The following is a 17,353-nucleotide window of genomic DNA, read 5'->3' as shown; positions in this document are numbered from 1 at the left end:
ATTTATTTACAAATAATTAGCAATTCGCTATTATTCATTTCCTTTCTGTTATCGTCTTTTGCACTTAACTTTCGATATCTATGATTAAGTGTTTTTACGTTAACTATTTCATAATATTTACTGAGGATTTCTACAAGTTCATTTTTAGATACAACCCGTTTTCGAGTATCTTTTTCTGAATCATCATCTGAATAACTTAATACTATACTTGCCCCTAACGAATGTATTCTTTTTATCATCAACTCAAATTCGGAATAGCTCTTAGATAAAATACAGAAATTTGATTGGAATCTGTCATCTCTATATCGACCATTCATAATCCTTAATCTTCCATTAAGTTTTTTCTTTTCTAATTCTGGATAATCATATTTAACTAATGTTTCTAAAACATGATAAAACCTTGAATAGTGATCAATTGTATACGGAGGATCTAAATAAAAAACATCAACATTTTTCATTTCATCTAATAGCAAAGCATTTAACGAATTCTCACAAAAAACCATATTAGAATTCTTATGAAAATCTAATTTCTTTAATCTTAAGAAGATATCTACTAAGTGAGGTTTTAAATCCATCTTTCTGTCCTTCATACATCTTTTTATTGCAAAAGTTTTAATCTCTCCATTTTTATTAACAACCTTTATTGGCTGTGCAAAATTTTTACCTACACTGCTAACTATCTCGGAAACTGCATGAATTAAGCATGCAAGAAATAAATTTGATATATACTCACTTAAAACTCCATCTTCTAACAACTTATCTATTGCAAATTTAATAGAATCTATTTCTATGCATTGATAAAGTGAAAAATAACTATTTAAGTAATACAAAGTAAATAATGCATAAACGTCAGATCTATTTTTCATCTGTTGCACGAAATCTGATGAAAAACAATCATATGCGTCCCCAAAAATTTCTTTTGCTCTTGGTATTTGTTTACTTGCTAATTCTGATCCATCATAATACAAGTTTAATTCACATAACTCTGCTAAACCTTCATAATCTGTACTATCCAAAATTTTTTGTTCATATCTTAATGCATCACTAAACAAATCCTGAAGAAAAATCTTATTTTGTTTATAGTAAATTGATTCATATATACAATTGATGTCAATTTTTTCATTTATATCACTAACTTCAGTATGCAATAAAACCTTTGTTATTACTTTCGAATATTCTTGAATATCATTTGCATAAACAGTATATTTTTGGGACAACTTATATGAAACAGTTCCAGATCCCGCAAATAAGTCACATACAATGCCTTCGCCACAAATTAGATTATCTATTTCCTTTGAAATATCATCCAATATTTGAAGTTTACTTCCTAAATATTGAATAATTCTTATATCATCGTTCAATTTTAACTCACTCTTTCTACTTTTTTTCATCTGGAATAAACTCCTCTATATCTATCTCCAATATCACAGTAAAGTTTCTCGCATATTCTTGCAAAAATGTCTAACTGTACTGACTTATTCTTATTTAGTTTTGCCATTGCATTTGAAGATATCCCTACTTCTTTATGCAGTTTAGCCTTATTCATATTTTTATCTATCTTTAATTTCCAAGGCTTGTTATATGAAATAGACAGCATTATCCTCCACTAGTTCTAGTTTTATCATTTTAACATTTAATGAACTTTTTTTCAATTTTTATCTCATTTCTAAATATCATATTTAGTTAGATACCTTAATAATTAAATATACGAAACATTTATCTATCATTTGAATTTATTGCAAAACATTTAAAACTATTTCCAAATTTTGATTAATAATTTCATTATATAAAATCAAAAACTATACCAACAAACACATATATTGTTTCATCATTTTTTCCAATAATATCTAACTAGAAATGAAGATAAAATTTAAACCCTATTTAAGTTAGGGTAAAAATTTTATCTATATTCTTATTGTAATTAAATTCGATTTTACTAATGAAACTTTTCTCTAGCTTTACTAATACTTTAACTCAACATTATATGTTACTTGATTTAACACCATACAACACAGCTTATTATTGATTTCACTAAGTAACATTGATCTTTGTTTTTTGTCTAAATTTGAATAAACTTTAAAAATTTCCCTATCATGAATCAGTATTGTTTGTGCTATTAACTCAAAAAAGTCTAATGACATTTTAGCTACGTTGATAATGTCTTCTTCCAATAAACCTTCCTTAATTAGATAATTTAAATAATCTTTCTTTTTATTCTCTAGTATGAACTTCCTTTTTTCAATAAAAAAATCAATAAGTTCGTCCCTTAGATATTTCTCTTTAAATTCTTCATATAAAGTCATAATTATTTCTCCTTCTTTTTTTTAATTAAAGTCTTTTTCCATAATATTTTGATTCACATATTCATGATTTCATTGATCAAATATTCTTCAACTGTAACTCTTATATTATTCAACTCTTGTACCCATTTCATTTGATCCTTTTCTTTTAATTCTTCAGTAATGTTCCACTCAACCTTATATTGTTCAATCAAACGATTATATAATTCTTTCATTTCATCATCTAACTCTTGAAGATAATTATTAAGTTCTCCACTCATAAATAAATTAGTATACTGTACTTGTCTATGTTCCTTTAGATGTTTTAATTTCATTCTTCCAAAGCGTGATAAATGAACTTGTTTTTGTGGTGTCAATCTCAAATCTGGATATAATACTCCATCAATTTCTACATATTTAATTTCTTTCATAATCTCTTGTCCTCCTATTTTCTTTCTCATCTATAAACTTAGATATATGTGTTGAACGTTCTTCAATCGTTTCACAATCTACTAACTGTTTTCTTAATTTCGCAATTTCTGGTGATAATGATTTTGCTTTTTCTTTTAATTCTTTAACTTCATTTTCATCTGTTGTATAACGAATTTTATTGCGATATTTCTGTCTTAACTTTTCTAACTGAGATAATTCATCTTTAGTTTTATCCACAAACTGATATAAATCATCTAATGTTTCTATATTGTTTTTACAAATTATAATCGTTTGTCTTGAAAAAGAATCTATCTCTTTTATTGCTTCAATATACTCTTTTGAATATTTTTGATTTGGTCTTGTACTATGGTCTTTTGGAATAATCTTTAATACATACTGATAATGAAGAAATAATCGTTGCAAGCCTGTTAGTTTTCTTTGCTTATATTTTTCATAATATGGTCGAATATCAAATCCTAATTGATCATACATCGGAAAGGCACTATATCGTTTTGGCTCAGTATCAAGCATTCGTTCAATGATCTTTTCATTCGTATAATTACTTCCTAAGGACTTTAAACGTACATGTTTTTGTGCTAACGGATGAAGTACAGAGATATTATTTCCTTTAATTTCAACTTTATATCCTAGTAATTCCAATTCATTAAGAAACTGTGATTTTGTAAAACAGATGTTCAATGCCTCGTCAACATCTTCTTTAACTAACTCTCTTATTGTTTTTGTCTTGAAGTAACTTCTTCGCGATTTACTTACATTTTTTCTTTGTTCAATGACAGAAAGTCCATGTTCTCTACATAATTCATCAGAGATATTTCTCATTCTGTATAGGTCTTTATAAGTATTACAATATCGCTTTCCATCGACAAATGAAGTAGAATTAAGTAAGAAATGATTATGAATATTATCAGTATTTAAATGCGTTGTAACGATAATTTCAAAACGTTCTCCCCACATCTTTTCAGCAAATTCTACTCCAATTTGATGAGCTAAGTCTGCATCAATTTCATCTTCTTCAAACGATTGGAACCCATGAAATACTAAGATTTTGCTTTCATCATTAAACAATTTTTTAGTATTTTCCATACTACTTTTGGGATCAATCTGCGAACAATTAAGACAACTTACATACTCCCTGTCTAATGTTTTACCACTATCTGTTGTATATTGAATAACTGTTTTTAATGGATCAGATACATAACCAACAAGATGATCCAATCGACTTTTCACTGCCCACATACCTGTTGTTGCCATTAACTTTTACCTCTTACTGCCGTTTCTGTTGTTGTAATGAGTGTCTTTAACTGTGCTAATAACGATAAAGTTTCTTGTTCGATTAGTGGTTGATAATATGCTAATTTAACTAATTGATTTAAATTATTTCCTATTGCATTAAACTCATTGATGAGTTTTTGATAGTCAATGTTAGGTTGTTCTCTTGGAACTTTATCTAATAAAACTGTTCTCATATATTTCTCTCGGCTGGTATATCCTGCCTTAGAAACATATGCATTCAATGACGATAATTCGTCATTCGTAAAGCGAATTTTGATTTCTTTTGTACGCTTCATAACTTCGTCACTCCTTTCACTGGGTCTTAGGGTTATCCCTAAATTTTGTATTTAGGCCCCTAAATACGTTGCTTGCTAATACAATGCTCTCTTATTTTAAGTCCTTTTATACTCGTATATTTATTTAAAAGATATGACGCAAATGACGCAATGACACATTTTTAGCACTACCCCCTTTACGTCATAATACCCTAGACCCATTTTTGCGTCGTTTCGTCACATTCGTCATTTACGTCATTCTCAAGAGTATCTTCTCCATAGAATATCAATTCTACTTTGCGAGAATATGATGATCTTGGTGGTACATTATAACGAATATAATATTGTTCTAATAGTTGCTTATGATTATCTAGTAAAGTGCGAATATGTTTTCCATTACAATTTGTTACTCCTGATTCTACTGCCAACTTTTCACACGCACCTATATACTTTCCATTCTCAATTACATAGTGAATGATGCTTAATAAATCTGGATCAATATCGATGTTGTCATTATCACTTTCAATTCCTAAATAAGTCATTGTTTTATCTTGCTTAGTTTGAATAATATCTGCTGGAATACCTTTGCCATCAACATAAAGCGTTTTTATATTTCGATTTAATTGATTTCTTAATAAGACCATTAACCCATCAGCTGCTGCAAGTGTACCTGCCGAGCCACTAATATTGCCAAAGACATTATTGTAATTAATATTTTTAACAGTATGCATGACCAAGACAATCGCAACATTGTATTTCAATCCAAGCTCGTGATATTCAGTTACTCTTTATATTCAATTGTATAAGTTCTATCTGCATTTGTTCGTATTTTTTCAAAGGTATCAATAATAACTACTCCAAGATTTGGATGAAAGTGTTTATAGTTGATAATCTTCTGTTCTAAATTAAAATCTAATTGATATGGTTGTGTGAGTTCAATATCATAACCCTCTGCCACTTCATTAATCGTATTTTTCAATCGATCAATTTGATTGTTTTCTGGATCCTCTAAAGCAATATAATATACATTTCTTTTCTTGCATTTAAAGTCAAGAAACTCACTTCCTTTTGCGATAGCGTTCGCCATTTGCATACATAGAAATGTCTTCCCCATTTTCGATGGTGCTGCTAATAAAGTAACTCCAATTGGTAATAGAGATTCAATAACATCTGTACATTCCACCTTAGGCGATTGACTCATTTGTAAAGCACTTTTCCAAGTTACTTGATATTCATTATCTTTTTCATATTTAGGCTTGTCATAGCGATTTATAACACTCTGAATAATAGTATTCACTTCTTTATCCAAAAGTGGTGGTTTACATCGTTTAATATTTTCATTTATTAGACACTTCTTAATCATTTCATCACTAACACCTTTGCTTTGCAAAGAACACCCTAATCGAAATAAGATATCATTTCTTTTACCTTGCTCAATAATATTTTCAATTTCCAATTTATTAGCAGTTGAAATTTTATTCCCTTCCAAAAATTTATATACTGCATTATTTGCATCAGCAATAGGATCATCTAATGAAACAAAATAAGAATTACCATCAATCACACTTCCAATCCCAACAACATATCCACGTTCACCACGAACATCAATACCCTCATATAAATTTGTTTTGTTTGGAATTTGCCTATCAACTTTATAATACATATGCCAACCATTATTTGCTGTCTTTACTATTTTGGTTTTTGGAAAATCTTTTAGAAATGGTTTGATACTTTTAATTCCATTTTTATCGTTCTTATTGTCAATATCTATTACCACTAACCCATCACCAGTTCTAACACCGACATTATAGTCGGTATTAGAAAACCAGTTTTGTATCTTTTCTATATCTGTAGTCGCTTCTTTCAGCCAAGATTTCAAGACTTGTCCGTTTTTAGAATTGACTTTTAGTGGAAACACTTTAAAATTAAGATGAGCATACATTAAAGCAGAGTTTAAAGTTGGATTCATTGGCGTGGCTCCATTTCTACTTTAATGAGTGCTTCTTTTTTATTTCTTATATGAATAACAATATTCAACATATATTCTAATATTTCTAGCTCATCTAATGGCAGTTCATTCAACTGTTGCATATTTTGAAACAGTTCAATAAAATGGTTTAATTCAATTTTCAAAGAACGATATACATATGGACTGCCATAAATTGTAATATTTTGATTTCCCATACAATGAATCATATAATCTTGCTTTGTCATTCCACTCAATTTTATTTTTCTCTGTAATACTTCGTATTCCTCAGGAGAAATACGATACCCTATTGTTTTACAACGAAATCTTCCTTGTCGATCATTATTTCTTGCTGACATATGACATTGCCTCCTCTTTTTCTGCATCTAATTTATTCGCAATTTCTGCTCCTTTAGTTGGAAACAAATGAGCATATCGGTAAGTAATATCAATACTTTCATGTCCTACACGTTCTGCAATAGCAAGTGGAGTAAATCCTAATTCAATAAGTAAAGATACATGGGAATGTCTTAAATCATGAAGTCGAATGCGTTTTACTCCAGATAACTTGCATCCTCTGCTCATTTCGTGATGAAGTTTTGATTTTGTTAATTGAAAGATACGTTCATTCTTATCAATTTTGTAAAGGGCTTGAATATAGTTTTCAACTTCTTCTGATAAAAAGTGAGGCATTTTTATTTTACGAACACTTTTTTTAGTTTTGGGTTCTGTTATATAATCATTCCCTTGCAATCTTTGATATGATTTCGTAATTGATAAAGTATCGGTTTCAAAAGCAAAATCAGCAGGAGTTAATGCAAGTAACTCACCTAATCGAATTCCACACCAATATAAGATTTCAAAAGCAACATAAATTATTGTCTTATCCATTACAGTTTCTGAAAATTTCAAATATTCTTCCTTTGTCCAAAATTTCATCTCCTTCGTTCTCTCCTTCCCCATATTCCCTGCTTTTCTTGCAGGATTATCTGGTAAGTTATAATATCTACACGCGTAGTTAAAGATTGCACTTAATTGATTATGAATTGTTTTTAAATAAGTTGGACTGTAGCTTTCTCCCTCTGCATTTCTATACGCTAACAATGTGTTTTGCCACTCGATTACATCGGCTGGTTTAATTTCATTTAACTTCTTTAATTTGAAATAAGGAAGAATCTTATCTTCAATTAAATACTTTTTAGTAAGATTTGTGTTGAGTTTAAGCCTAGCTAAACAATCTCTTTCATAAATCTCAATAAACTCATCAAATTTCATGTCTGTTGAATGTGCTTTCTTTAACTTAAATTCACGTTCATAGTTTTGAGCATCAGATTTCTTTTTAAATCCACGCTTTGTATGTGGCCTATTCACTCCTTGCCAATCTTTGTAATAACATTTAACAAACCATGTTTGATTCTTTTCATTTTGATACACTGGCATTTTCACTATCTCCTTTCACTTGTAGTAATCCATAAAATCTTTCATAGAAGTATTGTCGGTTTGTTTGACCTTCTACGATCATATATCCTTTTTCGGATAACTCTTTGTTTAATTCTCGGACAACTTTATAACCATATGATTTAGATTTTCCCATCACATCTGCTATCTCCGCTGCCTTAATAAATAAACTTGTACTACTCATATCCGTCACCTCCAACTTAATCATTTTAGATTAGTGCAATACTATAATACTAATCTTTGTAGATTAAGTCAATATTTTCTTAATTTTTTTAGGTAAATTTTTAATCTTTTTAGTTTAGCATTTTCTTTACATTGCTTATTCCCATGCTATAATAATAAAAAGGAGGTTTTGTTATGTCATTTGGACAACGATTAAAACGAATTCGCAACCATAGAAAAATGACTATGAAAGAAGTAGGAATCAAATTACATATTCCAGAAAGACAAGCAGACATTAGAATGTCACAATATGAATCAGATACTAAAAAACCACGAAAGGATATCGTGGAAGGATTGTCAAATATTTTAAATGTAAATGAATATGCATTAGATAATCCAGATATTTCTACTAACTATGGTGCGATTTTTAATTTATTTGAATATTATTTTACATACGGACTACATCCTGTAAAAATTGAGGATAAAGTTTATTTAGAAGTTGATAAAAACTTGTCTACAGATTCACTTACTAAAAGTCTAAGTGATTGGTGTGATGAATATGAAGCATTTCAAAAAGGTGATATTACAAAAGAACAGTTCATTGATTGGATGTTAAAATATCCAGAATATTCTAAACACTTCGCAAATCCATTGCCAAGAAAAGAATAGCTAGATAAAAAGTAACTATAATAAAAGGAGATTGTATATGTCAATTGAACAACTCATTAATATGTTAGAGAATGCAGGAATGCAAATTGGAAAATTAGGATTAGAAATATTAGAGAACTATATTAAGGAAGAACATAAAAATGCAGAAGCTTTACAAAGAGAAAATGATGTCATAAATGTTGTAATAACTTTATCTGATATTGGTAAAACTGAAAACGAAATATATGATCTTTTAAGCAAATTCTGGAATATTGATAGTAGGAAGGAAGCAACACATTATATAAATATTGGTAGATATACTGAATGGCCTTATCTACGCTTAAAAAACCATCTTAGGAATCTTGGTTATTCGTCTTTGGAAATCATTAAATTCACTAAAGATTACAATGTTAGAGAGAAACTGAAAAACAATCCTAATTTCTGTAAATTAAACAATGAACAGCTAATGTCCAAATTAATGAAATAGTAATCAGTTATTTTGGGTACATACTGAGTGCACCTTGAATCGCCATATTAGGCGATTCTTTTTACATAAAAGCAAAAAAATGACTCATTCTTTGACTTTTTAAGGTCAATTTAAGGTCATTTTCTTTTTAATATTCAAAATATCCTTTATTTATCGGCTATTTTTGAGTTACCTATTTATTCCCACTCAATCGTCGCACACGGCTTCGGTGACATATCATAGCACACACGATTTACATTCTTTACCTCTGCCAATATACGATCCGTAATCTTCATTAAGATTGCCCAGTCAATTTGTTCAATCGTTGCCGTCATAGCGTCAATTGTATTCACAGCACGAATGATCACCGGATATTCAAAACAGCGTTCATTGTTTTTAACTCCTACAGATTTAAAATCAGGAACGACTGTAAAATATTGCCATACTTTTTTATCCAATCCTGCTTTAGCGAATTCCTCTCTCAAAATAGCATCAGATTCTCTGACAGCTTCCAAACGATCTTTAGTAATCGCTCCTAAACAACGAACTCCAAGCCCTGGACCAGGGAACGGCTGTCTGTACACCATTTCATATGGTAATCCCAATTCCACACCGCAAGCACGAACTTCATCTTTAAATAATTGATATAGAGGTTCAACTAAAGAGAACTGCAAGTCTTCAGGCAATCCACCAACATTATGATGTGACTTAATTGTCTTAGCAGTCTTAGTTCCACTTTCGATAATATCTGGGTAGATTGTTCCTTGAGCCAAGAACTCAATCCCATCTAATTTTCTTGCTTCCTCTTCAAACACACGGATAAATTCAGCCCCAATAATTTTACGTTTTTGTTCAGGATCATCTACATCTTTCAATTTAGTTAAGAAACGTTCACTGGCATCTACATAAACAAGATTAGCATGCAGCTGATTTTTAAATACTTCCACAACACTTTCCGATTCATTTTTACGCATCAATCCATGATTAACATGAACACAAACTAACTGCTGACCGATTGCTTTAATTAATAATGCTGCAACAACTGATGAATCTACCCCACCAGATAAAGCCAACAGCACTTTTTTATCTCCGACTTGTTTTTTGATTAATTCAATTTGATCATTGATGAAGTTTTTCATATTCCAGTTAGCTTCCGCATGACATTCATCAAACACAAATGATTTTAAAACAGCTCTTAATTCTGCTTCATCTTTTGGATATGCTTTATTTTCCACTTTTGCTAGTTCATGGTCAAAAGCAATAATTGGATATCCAGCCGTATATAAATCACTGACAACATCGATTTTTTCTCCATCAATCACATTATTTTCACCACCGCTGATGATAATTCCTTTAACGTTGCTTAAGGCTTTTAACTCATCTACAGTAATATCATGAGGTTTGATTTCGCTATATACACCTAAAGCACGAATTTCACGAGCTATAGTAGTATTTTGATGACTTCCTAAGTCTAATATTACGATCATATCTTGTTTCATCTTATTCTCCTTAATTTGCATAATTGTCAAAATATCCTTGAACTAAAACAACCGGTGTTCCTTTATCTCCAGAACCACTTGTCAAGTCGCACAATGAACCAATCAAGTCTGTTAATTGTCTTGGTGTTGTTCCTTGTGAAGCCATATTTCCTACTAAATTATCATCTTTTTCTTTAATACTGCTCGCAATAGCGTCACGTAATTCTTCACCAGTCAAGTCTTTAAAATCATTATCTGCTAAATATTTTAATTTCAATTCATTTGGAGTTCCAACTAATCCTTTAGTAAAGGCAGGTGAAACACATGGATCAGCTAATTCCCAAATTTTCCCTTGAGGATCTTTGAACGCCCCATCTCCATACACCATTACTTCAATATGCTTTCCAGTTTTATCTAAAATAATTTGCTGAATGTCTTCAACTAAATCCTGACATTCTCTTGGGAATAATTTAATTGTATCTTCTGTTGATTTATTCGATCCTAATAAACCATACTTACTGTTATATCCGCTGCCGTTCACACTGTTTGTCAGAATATCATCTAATCCGCAAACCACTTTTGCTCCGGCTGCTTTTAAAATGCGTTTTGTACGTGCTCTGGTATGAATATCACAAGTTAGGATATGATCGGCATAATTTAAAATGGTCTTAGCCTGGTTAGCAAAAATGATTTCTACTTCCGCTCCGGCTTCCTTAATTAAATCTGCATAATAAGCTACATAATCAACACCTGTAAATTCATGTGCATTCTCACCAAATAATTCACGATACTTTTCTAAAGTTAAAACATCGCTGTAAGGATTGACTCCCGCTTCATCTAAAGCATCCAAACTTACTAGCTGATTTCCAACTTCATCACTTGGATAGCTTAACATCAATACTACTTTTTTTGCGCCCATTGCAATTCCTCTTAAACAGATGGCAAAACGGTTACGAGATAATATTGGAAGAATAACTCCAATCGTTTCTCCACCTAATTTAGCTTTCACATCACTTGCAATAGCCTCTACTGAAGCATAGTTTCCCTGTGATCTTGCGACGATTGATTCTGTGATTGAAATAACATCACGATCTCTTAGTTCGAAGCCTTCGCTCTTAGCAGCATCCAATACACTGTCAACAACGACTTTAGCTAAATCGTCTCCTTCTCTGATAATCGGGCAACGAATCCCTCTTGAAACGGTTCCAACTTTTCTTTCCATAATAACGCCCCTTCTAAATTTAAATTATTACATACAGACGTATTATAATATACCCTGCCCGCAATGTAAATTAGTCTTGAAAAATAAAGTAGAAAATTGTCAATTTTCTTCCTCTATTCCTTCTGTTTTAACAAAAAAATCCGATATTACCGGATTTAATTGTACTGTTAATACTGACATTTTAATATGAAAGACTGCTGACTAAGTAAAGTGAGCAAATCTTTTTTATCTCTTGTTTTAGGATATTCAATCTCTAATTTTATATGAATTGACTGATCCTTTTGCTTATCCACACTCATTGAATAAATTGGAATCTTGTTTGTTTCAAATAAAGTATTTAATTTAGAGATAGAATCGACTTGATCCACGTCTACTTCCAAATAGCTATGTTCATTCATATGACGATAAAATAAACGTGTATGTGATATAATTTGAATCAACAGCATGCCAATTGTGGCAGCAATACCTAAAACGTACATTCCGCTTCCGATGCACATCCCAATACCTGCGGTTGCCCAAACGCCCGCCGCAGTCGTCAGACCGTTGACCGTTTCATTACGAACAAAAATAATTCCGGCACCTAGAAAACCAATTCCGCTTACTACCTGTGCAGCAATACGAGAAACATCGGCTTGTCCCGGCATATCAAAGAAAGCATATTTGGAAATAACCATAATCAAAGCTGATCCAAAAGCAACAATCATATGGGTTCTGATTCCAGCTTCCTTATTGCGGTTATTGCGTTCATATCCAATCAAGCAACCACAGACAGCAGCTATCAAAACACGCAGTAAATATTCTAATTCTAACATTGTTTCTCCACTCATTGTTCTCCTCCTTAATAATATCAATATAGTCCGTTTATCTTTAAAAAGACTATCAATTCCATTTATAAAATCATCTTACAGTGAAACGTACCGAACCTGTCAACATCACTGTTAAGTTTATTTATTCTAAACAAAACATTTAATTTTAAATATCTAATCCATTTACTCCATCCTTATAGTGCTTATTTCATAACAATTATTTAATCAGATTTCATCAAAAGAAAAAGCACAGAAACAGCCATGATTTCTATGCTTCATTTATTATAATAAATTTTTACGTAATTCTTCTCCATCAGCAGGGTGTAAATAAGCGGGTGCAATATCCAATACGGTTTTGCAGCCATTCATCCCCTCTTGGTGCATTCTATATGCCGCTCTGGCATAGGCTACTAATACACTTGAAGTAAACTCAGGATTAGAATCTAATTTTAAACGATATTCGATCACATGCTTATTTTCCTGATCGAATCCGGTAGTTCCGCTTCTAAATACAACACCGCCATGAGGAATTCCCTGATGATCTCTTTGCAGTTCATCTTCACTGATAAAATGCACTGTTGTATCATAATCGGCAAAGTAGTTAGGCATTGTCTTGATTGTTTCTTCAATCTTTACTAGATCTGCCCCTTCTTTAGCTACCACAAAACATTCACGTGTATGTTTTTGTCTTGTTGTTAGGGTAGGGTTCTGTCCATCACGAACGCTTTCCAATGCTGCTTCTACTGGAATTGTATATTGACGGGCATCCTTTACTCCATCGATTCTACGGATCGCATCAGAGTGACCTTGACTGACTCCTTTTCCCCAAAATGTATAATCGGCTCCATGAGGCAGGATTGCCTGCCCGTATAAACGGTTTAGTGAAAACATTCCAGGATCCCAGCCAGCTGAAATGACAGCGATGGTTTGCCCGATTTTACAAGCTTCATTCACACGATTAAAATGTTCTGGTATTTTAGCGTGAGTATCAAAACTATCAACCACATTAAAGCATTCTGCAAATTGCGGTGTTTGAACAGGCAGGTCATTTGCACTTCCCCCACACAGGATCATGACATCGATCTTATCTTTCATATTGAAGGCTTCTTCCATTTTATAAACAGGCAGTGAAGTATGTGTATGAACAGTACTTGGATCACGACGAGTAAATACGCCTACCAATTCCATATCGTCACTATTTGTAACGGCACTTTCCACTCCACGACCAAGGTTTCCATAACCAACGATTCCAATTCTAATTTTCATCTTTATCCCCCTTTATTTTTATCTGGACATATTTTATCACTTTTTCTATGAAAAAGCACTACTCACTAGCGAAAAATAGAAATTGTTTTATCTAAAAAAGAAAAATACAGTCTATCTCTATCAGTAAATGATCGCTAAAAAAGAAAGAATCTTGTATAATGAGCTTAAAAGGCGGGTGAATTTATGCTTACATTATCCAAAACACAGGCGAGACGTTTTTTAATTCGCTATCATGGCCTAGATAAATTAAATACGCATGGAAAAAATAATCGTGGTATTCTTCGCTATTTGCAAAAGGTTGGTTCCATTCAATATGATCCCTTGAATATCGTAGGGCGAAATCCTGAGATTGTCCTATTCAGCCGTTTTTCCCATGTCGACCGCACTACTTTAGATCAGCTGCTTTATAAAGATCGGCTTTTGGTCGATGGCTATGATAAGGAAGTCTGCATTTATCCGATGTCTCAATACCCCTATTTCAAACGCGTTCGTCAGCACTTTGCCCATTATAATGAACTTGCTATTCGGTATCGTCATCAAGAGGAAGTATATACATATATTGATGATGTCTTTGATGAATTCAAAGAAAAGGCGCCCTGTTCAGGAAAAGATCTTTCATTTAATGCATTAAATAAGAGTGACTGGGGAAATAGCCGAATTGCCAGTATTGCTTTAGACTATTTGTATGCCCATGAACATCTCGGCATCCATTCTCGCAATGGTGCCATGAAAATCTATGACTGTATCGAAAAATTAATTCCATCTTCCTATTTATTATGTGAAGATCCTTTTGAAGACGATCTTTCTTTTATTGAATGGTATACTTTGAGAAGAATCAATAGTATCGGCTTTTATTGGGATCGCTCCGGTCCGGGCTGGCAGGGGCTCCACCTTTCCAACAGCACTACACGCAAAGTGGCTATCCGCTCATTATGTGAAAAAGGGAAATTAACAGAATTTCGCATCAGCGATTCCAAATATCATTATTATGTTGCGACTGAACATTTAAAACAGCTGAAAACACCGATACGACTATCACCGTTCGTTCGTTTCATCGCTCCACTGGATAATTTGATTTGGGATCGCCAGCTGATTCACGAGTTATTTAATTTTGAATACCGTTGGGAAGTGTATAAGCCTGTGAAAGACCGCCAGTTTGGCTACTATGTTTTACCTATTTTATACAAAGATCATTTTGTCGGACGCTTTGATCCTGATCGTTCAACCTCTCATTTTGCAATTGATCAAATTTGGTGGGAGGAAGGGTTTATACCGGATCCTAATTTCAATGACTTATTTGAAAAAGAAAAGGAACGATTTTCACAGTTTATAGGCTGAAAGGGATATCTTCAGTTACCCCTTTTTATATGCTTAACGTATTCAAATCAATAATTTCATCACAAAGCTGATATTCTTTTGAACGATGAGTGATCATAATGATCGTATGATCTTGCTTAATTTCTTTTAAAAATCCCAATATATCTTCTGAAAGATGTTCATCCAACGCACTGGTGATCTCATCAAACAAGATGATCTTCGTGTTTTTTAATAAGGCTCTGGCAATCGCTAAGCGTTGTTTTTGTCCCCCTGATAAATCCGTTGCATTCTCATTTAAAATCGTATCAAACTGCTGTGGCAAAGACATGATGTAATCATAAAGATGCACTTTTTTGCATACTTCCTCTATTTTTTTCCGGTCAGGATTGATTAAAGCAAGGTTATCGTAGATGGATAGGTTAAAAATGAATGGATCTTGATTCACCATGGTTACCATTTGAGATAGCACAGAACGGTTGATTCCAGACAAATTCTGATCATCAATCATTACTTTTCCGGAATTTGGACAAATAAATCCTAGAATCAATTTCATGATTGTACTCTTACCACTGCCGCTGCTTCCTATCAAGCCTGTAATTTTTCCTGGTTTAAAAGTAAGATTTAAATGAGATATGTTCACTTGCTTATGATAGGAAAAGGTAACATCTTCTAGTGTCACTTCTCCTTTCACCTTTAACGGCTGCCAATCCTGCTTATTTTGAAGCGGGACTTCTTCCTCTAAAAATTGAGCGTAACGGTCAATGGAGACCTTTTTTAAACGAAGCTCCCCCAAAATAGTGACGAGTTCACTCAAAGAGCCAAACAAATTTCCAAAATAGGATTGAATAATCAGTACTGTTTCGATGCCAAATATTCCTTTAAAACAATAATAGACAGAATATATCATTAACAAAATCTCTGCCAGCATCGTTATTGCCGGACTGATGATATTTTTAATAATATTATTATTGATCATATGGTTATGCTCAGTCAGATAATCTTCGTTGCAGCGATGATACATCTGTTTAAATTGAGCTAATAAATCAAAAATTTTGATTTCTGACATCCCGTTCATAATTTGAGAAAAGAACCCTACTTCTTTATCTGTCTGTTGTTTTGCTTTAAACATGATCTTTTCATAATGGTCATTATAGCGATTCAGGATATAAATCACGATTCCATTGATCACAACCCCAAAGATCATCAAAGCAAAACTGATTTGCCAAAGAATAATGATTGAAACTAAAAATGAAATAATCAGAAACAGTGATCTTGAAAGCCATGTGCCAAAATCAGCAAGTTCCTTAATATCAATATTAATCGTATTAATAAGATGACTCTTTCTCTCATTCGTAAAATAGTCATATTCAAGTTCGTTCACTTTATCTAAGACCTGACCCTGCAGCTGCATATAGCTTTCATTATAATAAAGCTTTGCTGCCTGATAATTCGCGATTCTAGCAATCTTAGATATGATCTTTAAAGCAAAATACAGAACGAAAATGAAAATCACTGTATCCATTTTTTGAATAGTTAAAAATTTAATCGCATAGCTGAATAACAAAGAGGTAAACATATAGGGCCCATCAGCCAATAGTGATGTGATAATCAAATAAAACGTATATCTCTTTTTTACTTTTACTAATTTAAAATACTTCTTTAATATATATAAATTGTTCATTTATTTAAATCGGTCGATCGCATTTCTGACCAATTCTTCTATCTCTCCTTTACTTAAAATGATCGTTCCTGCATAGATCTGCGCAGCAATCCCATGACTGTAGAAACGAACATCACGATATAAATCTTCTGCCTGTTTTCTTGATAATGCATATTGTTTTTGACAATTTGCAATGGTTTCTAAGTTCCATGAGGAAGTTAACACCTCACTCACGTTTCTGCTTTCTATTAATGGATGAACAAATAAAGCTCCAAACAAATGCTTCTCTTCACTGGCAAAGTGAATATAAGCAGAAGCAACGGTAAACAATGCATCGTTGGAATCGATATGTTTCAAGATAAAAGCATCATACTGTTCATCAATTTTTTTCTTTGTACTCTGTTTCAATTCTTCCATATTTTTAAAATTCTTAAAGATAGGCTGAGTGGAACATCCCAGCTGACTGGCTAAAGATCGCGCATTTAACTGCTCAATTCCCTCCTCTTTAATAATGATATAAGCCTTATCAATTATATCTTCTTTACTTACCTTTGGACGTGGCGGCATTCTTATTCTCCTTTCAATATCATTTGTTATATAACATATGTTATTTTATATCAATAAG

General features: G+C 32.2%; 20 protein-coding genes. 3 read left to right on the top strand and 17 right to left on the bottom strand.

Going from position 1 to position 17,353, the window contains the following annotated elements; all coding sequences use genetic code 11:
* Positions 1-2 precede the first annotated feature (2 nt).
* From ACLRVU_RS00860 to ACLRVU_RS00810, 11 genes are all read right to left on the bottom strand, one after another.
* Positions 3-1,391: a DNA adenine methylase gene (locus ACLRVU_RS00860; protein WP_412890272.1), complete on the bottom strand. Its 1,389-nt coding sequence runs from the start codon at positions 1,389-1,391 to the stop codon at positions 3-5.
* The gene (locus tag ACLRVU_RS00855; protein ID WP_412890271.1) at positions 1,388-1,597 is read right to left on the bottom strand and encodes a helix-turn-helix domain-containing protein; all 210 of its coding nucleotides are present in this window, start codon (positions 1,595-1,597) and stop codon (positions 1,388-1,390) included. Before ACLRVU_RS00855 ends, ACLRVU_RS00860 begins: the two co-directional genes overlap by 4 nt.
* Positions 1,598-1,961: 364 nt before the next feature.
* The gene (locus ACLRVU_RS00850) at positions 1,962-2,303 is read right to left on the bottom strand and encodes a hypothetical protein (protein ID WP_412890270.1); all 342 of its coding nucleotides are present in this window, start codon (positions 2,301-2,303) and stop codon (positions 1,962-1,964) included.
* Positions 2,304-2,356: 53 nt separating this feature from the next.
* On the bottom strand, positions 2,357-2,710 hold the full coding sequence (locus ACLRVU_RS00845; RefSeq protein ID WP_412890269.1) for a TnpV protein: 354 nt from the start codon (positions 2,708-2,710) through the stop codon (positions 2,357-2,359).
* Positions 2,697-3,983, bottom strand: coding sequence for a relaxase/mobilization nuclease domain-containing protein (locus ACLRVU_RS00840; RefSeq protein ID WP_412890268.1), 1,287 nt, complete (start codon positions 3,981-3,983; stop codon positions 2,697-2,699). Before ACLRVU_RS00840 ends, ACLRVU_RS00845 begins: the two co-directional genes overlap by 14 nt.
* The gene (locus ACLRVU_RS00835; RefSeq protein ID WP_412890267.1) at positions 3,983-4,300 is read right to left on the bottom strand and encodes a plasmid mobilization protein; all 318 of its coding nucleotides are present in this window, start codon (positions 4,298-4,300) and stop codon (positions 3,983-3,985) included. The genes ACLRVU_RS00840 and ACLRVU_RS00835 overlap by 1 nt, the downstream gene beginning before the upstream one ends.
* 191 nt (positions 4,301-4,491) lie before the next feature.
* Complete coding sequence (locus ACLRVU_RS00830) at positions 4,492-5,040, bottom strand: hypothetical protein (RefSeq protein ID WP_412890266.1); 549 nt, start codon at positions 5,038-5,040, stop codon at positions 4,492-4,494.
* Positions 5,041-5,060: 20 nt separating this feature from the next.
* Positions 5,061-6,248, bottom strand: a complete 1,188-nt coding sequence (locus ACLRVU_RS00825; RefSeq protein WP_412890265.1) for a bifunctional DNA primase/polymerase — start codon at positions 6,246-6,248, stop codon at positions 5,061-5,063.
* Positions 6,245-6,604, bottom strand: a complete 360-nt coding sequence (locus ACLRVU_RS00820) for a plasmid mobilization protein (RefSeq protein WP_412890264.1) — start codon at positions 6,602-6,604, stop codon at positions 6,245-6,247. Before ACLRVU_RS00820 ends, ACLRVU_RS00825 begins: the two co-directional genes overlap by 4 nt.
* On the bottom strand, positions 6,588-7,685 hold the full coding sequence (locus ACLRVU_RS00815; protein ID WP_412890263.1) for a tyrosine-type recombinase/integrase: 1,098 nt from the start codon (positions 7,683-7,685) through the stop codon (positions 6,588-6,590). Before ACLRVU_RS00815 ends, ACLRVU_RS00820 begins: the two co-directional genes overlap by 17 nt.
* Positions 7,666-7,887 carry a DNA-binding protein gene (locus ACLRVU_RS00810; protein ID WP_412890262.1) on the bottom strand — a complete coding sequence of 74 codons (222 nt, stop codon included), beginning with the start codon at positions 7,885-7,887 and terminating at the stop codon, positions 7,666-7,668. Before ACLRVU_RS00810 ends, ACLRVU_RS00815 begins: the two co-directional genes overlap by 20 nt.
* Before the next feature lie 173 nt (positions 7,888-8,060).
* Between ACLRVU_RS00810 and ACLRVU_RS00805 the strand changes: the two genes are divergently transcribed.
* On the top strand, positions 8,061-8,534 hold the full coding sequence (locus ACLRVU_RS00805) for a helix-turn-helix domain-containing protein (RefSeq protein WP_412890261.1): 474 nt from the start codon (positions 8,061-8,063) through the stop codon (positions 8,532-8,534).
* A gap of 37 nt (positions 8,535-8,571) precedes the next feature.
* A complete protein-coding gene (locus ACLRVU_RS00800) occupies positions 8,572-9,000 on the top strand; it encodes a hypothetical protein (protein ID WP_412890260.1) in 429 nt (142 codons plus the stop codon).
* 176 nt (positions 9,001-9,176) lie between these two features.
* Here the strand turns inward: ACLRVU_RS00800 and guaA are convergent, their stop codons facing one another.
* From guaA to ACLRVU_RS00780, 4 genes are all read right to left on the bottom strand, one after another.
* Positions 9,177-10,478, bottom strand: a complete 1,302-nt coding sequence (guaA, locus tag ACLRVU_RS00795) for a glutamine-hydrolyzing GMP synthase (RefSeq protein ID WP_412890259.1) — start codon at positions 10,476-10,478, stop codon at positions 9,177-9,179.
* A 10-nt stretch (positions 10,479-10,488) separates the two neighbouring features.
* Positions 10,489-11,679, bottom strand: coding sequence for a coenzyme F420-0:L-glutamate ligase (locus ACLRVU_RS00790; RefSeq protein ID WP_412890258.1), 1,191 nt, complete (start codon positions 11,677-11,679; stop codon positions 10,489-10,491).
* Between the two features lie 167 nt (positions 11,680-11,846).
* Positions 11,847-12,506 (bottom strand): MgtC/SapB family protein, encoded by a 660-nt coding sequence (locus tag ACLRVU_RS00785; protein WP_412890257.1) that lies wholly within the window; start codon positions 12,504-12,506, stop codon positions 11,847-11,849.
* A gap of 261 nt (positions 12,507-12,767) precedes the next feature.
* Positions 12,768-13,751, bottom strand: a complete 984-nt coding sequence (locus tag ACLRVU_RS00780; RefSeq protein WP_412890256.1) for a diaminopimelate dehydrogenase — start codon at positions 13,749-13,751, stop codon at positions 12,768-12,770.
* A gap of 183 nt (positions 13,752-13,934) precedes the next feature.
* Here ACLRVU_RS00780 and ACLRVU_RS00775 point away from each other — a divergent pair, with 183 nt between their 5' ends.
* Complete coding sequence (locus ACLRVU_RS00775) at positions 13,935-15,089, top strand: DNA glycosylase AlkZ-like family protein (RefSeq protein ID WP_412890255.1); 1,155 nt, start codon at positions 13,935-13,937, stop codon at positions 15,087-15,089.
* A 25-nt stretch (positions 15,090-15,114) separates the two neighbouring features.
* Here ACLRVU_RS00775 and ACLRVU_RS00770 read toward each other — a convergent pair whose 3' ends face one another.
* Complete coding sequence (locus tag ACLRVU_RS00770; RefSeq protein ID WP_412890254.1) at positions 15,115-16,749, bottom strand: ABC transporter ATP-binding protein; 1,635 nt, start codon at positions 16,747-16,749, stop codon at positions 15,115-15,117.
* Positions 16,750-17,295 (bottom strand): TetR/AcrR family transcriptional regulator, encoded by a 546-nt coding sequence (locus tag ACLRVU_RS00765; protein ID WP_412890253.1) that lies wholly within the window; start codon positions 17,293-17,295, stop codon positions 16,750-16,752.
* Between the last annotated feature and the right edge of the window lie 58 nt (positions 17,296-17,353).

This window comes from Beduini sp. (genome assembly GCF_047239305.1).
Lineage (GTDB): Bacteria > Bacillota_I > Bacilli_A > Erysipelotrichales > Coprobacillaceae > Beduini.
This window is presented reverse-complemented; position numbering and strand designations above follow the sequence as displayed.

Bases quoted from the DNA above. Each gene is read 5' to 3' on its own strand.
- ACLRVU_RS00860 (WP_412890272.1), bottom strand. From the start codon at position 1,391: ATGAAAAAAAGTAGAAAGAGTGAGTTAAAATTGAACGATGATATAAGA.
- ACLRVU_RS00855 (WP_412890271.1), bottom strand. From the start codon at position 1,597: ATGCTGTCTATTTCATATAACAAGCCTTGGAAATTAAAGATAGATAAA.
- ACLRVU_RS00850 (WP_412890270.1), bottom strand. From the start codon at position 2,303: ATGACTTTATATGAAGAATTTAAAGAGAAATATCTAAGGGACGAACTT.
- ACLRVU_RS00845 (WP_412890269.1), bottom strand. From the start codon at position 2,710: ATGAAAGAAATTAAATATGTAGAAATTGATGGAGTATTATATCCAGAT.
- ACLRVU_RS00840 (WP_412890268.1), bottom strand. From the start codon at position 3,983: ATGGCAACAACAGGTATGTGGGCAGTGAAAAGTCGATTGGATCATCTT.
- ACLRVU_RS00835 (WP_412890267.1), bottom strand. From the start codon at position 4,300: ATGAAGCGTACAAAAGAAATCAAAATTCGCTTTACGAATGACGAATTA.
- ACLRVU_RS00825 (WP_412890265.1), bottom strand. From the start codon at position 6,248: ATGAATCCAACTTTAAACTCTGCTTTAATGTATGCTCATCTTAATTTT.
- ACLRVU_RS00820 (WP_412890264.1), bottom strand. From the start codon at position 6,604: ATGTCAGCAAGAAATAATGATCGACAAGGAAGATTTCGTTGTAAAACA.
- ACLRVU_RS00815 (WP_412890263.1), bottom strand. From the start codon at position 7,685: ATGCCAGTGTATCAAAATGAAAAGAATCAAACATGGTTTGTTAAATGT.
- ACLRVU_RS00810 (WP_412890262.1), bottom strand. From the start codon at position 7,887: ATGAGTAGTACAAGTTTATTTATTAAGGCAGCGGAGATAGCAGATGTG.
- ACLRVU_RS00805 (WP_412890261.1), top strand. From the start codon at position 8,061: ATGTCATTTGGACAACGATTAAAACGAATTCGCAACCATAGAAAAATG.
- ACLRVU_RS00800 (WP_412890260.1), top strand. From the start codon at position 8,572: ATGTCAATTGAACAACTCATTAATATGTTAGAGAATGCAGGAATGCAA.
- guaA (WP_412890259.1), bottom strand. From the start codon at position 10,478: ATGAAACAAGATATGATCGTAATATTAGACTTAGGAAGTCATCAAAAT.
- ACLRVU_RS00790 (WP_412890258.1), bottom strand. From the start codon at position 11,679: ATGGAAAGAAAAGTTGGAACCGTTTCAAGAGGGATTCGTTGCCCGATT.
- ACLRVU_RS00785 (WP_412890257.1), bottom strand. From the start codon at position 12,506: ATGAGTGGAGAAACAATGTTAGAATTAGAATATTTACTGCGTGTTTTG.
- ACLRVU_RS00780 (WP_412890256.1), bottom strand. From the start codon at position 13,751: ATGAAAATTAGAATTGGAATCGTTGGTTATGGAAACCTTGGTCGTGGA.
- ACLRVU_RS00775 (WP_412890255.1), top strand. From the start codon at position 13,935: ATGCTTACATTATCCAAAACACAGGCGAGACGTTTTTTAATTCGCTAT.
- ACLRVU_RS00770 (WP_412890254.1), bottom strand. From the start codon at position 16,749: ATGAACAATTTATATATATTAAAGAAGTATTTTAAATTAGTAAAAGTA.
- ACLRVU_RS00765 (WP_412890253.1), bottom strand. From the start codon at position 17,295: ATGCCGCCACGTCCAAAGGTAAGTAAAGAAGATATAATTGATAAGGCT.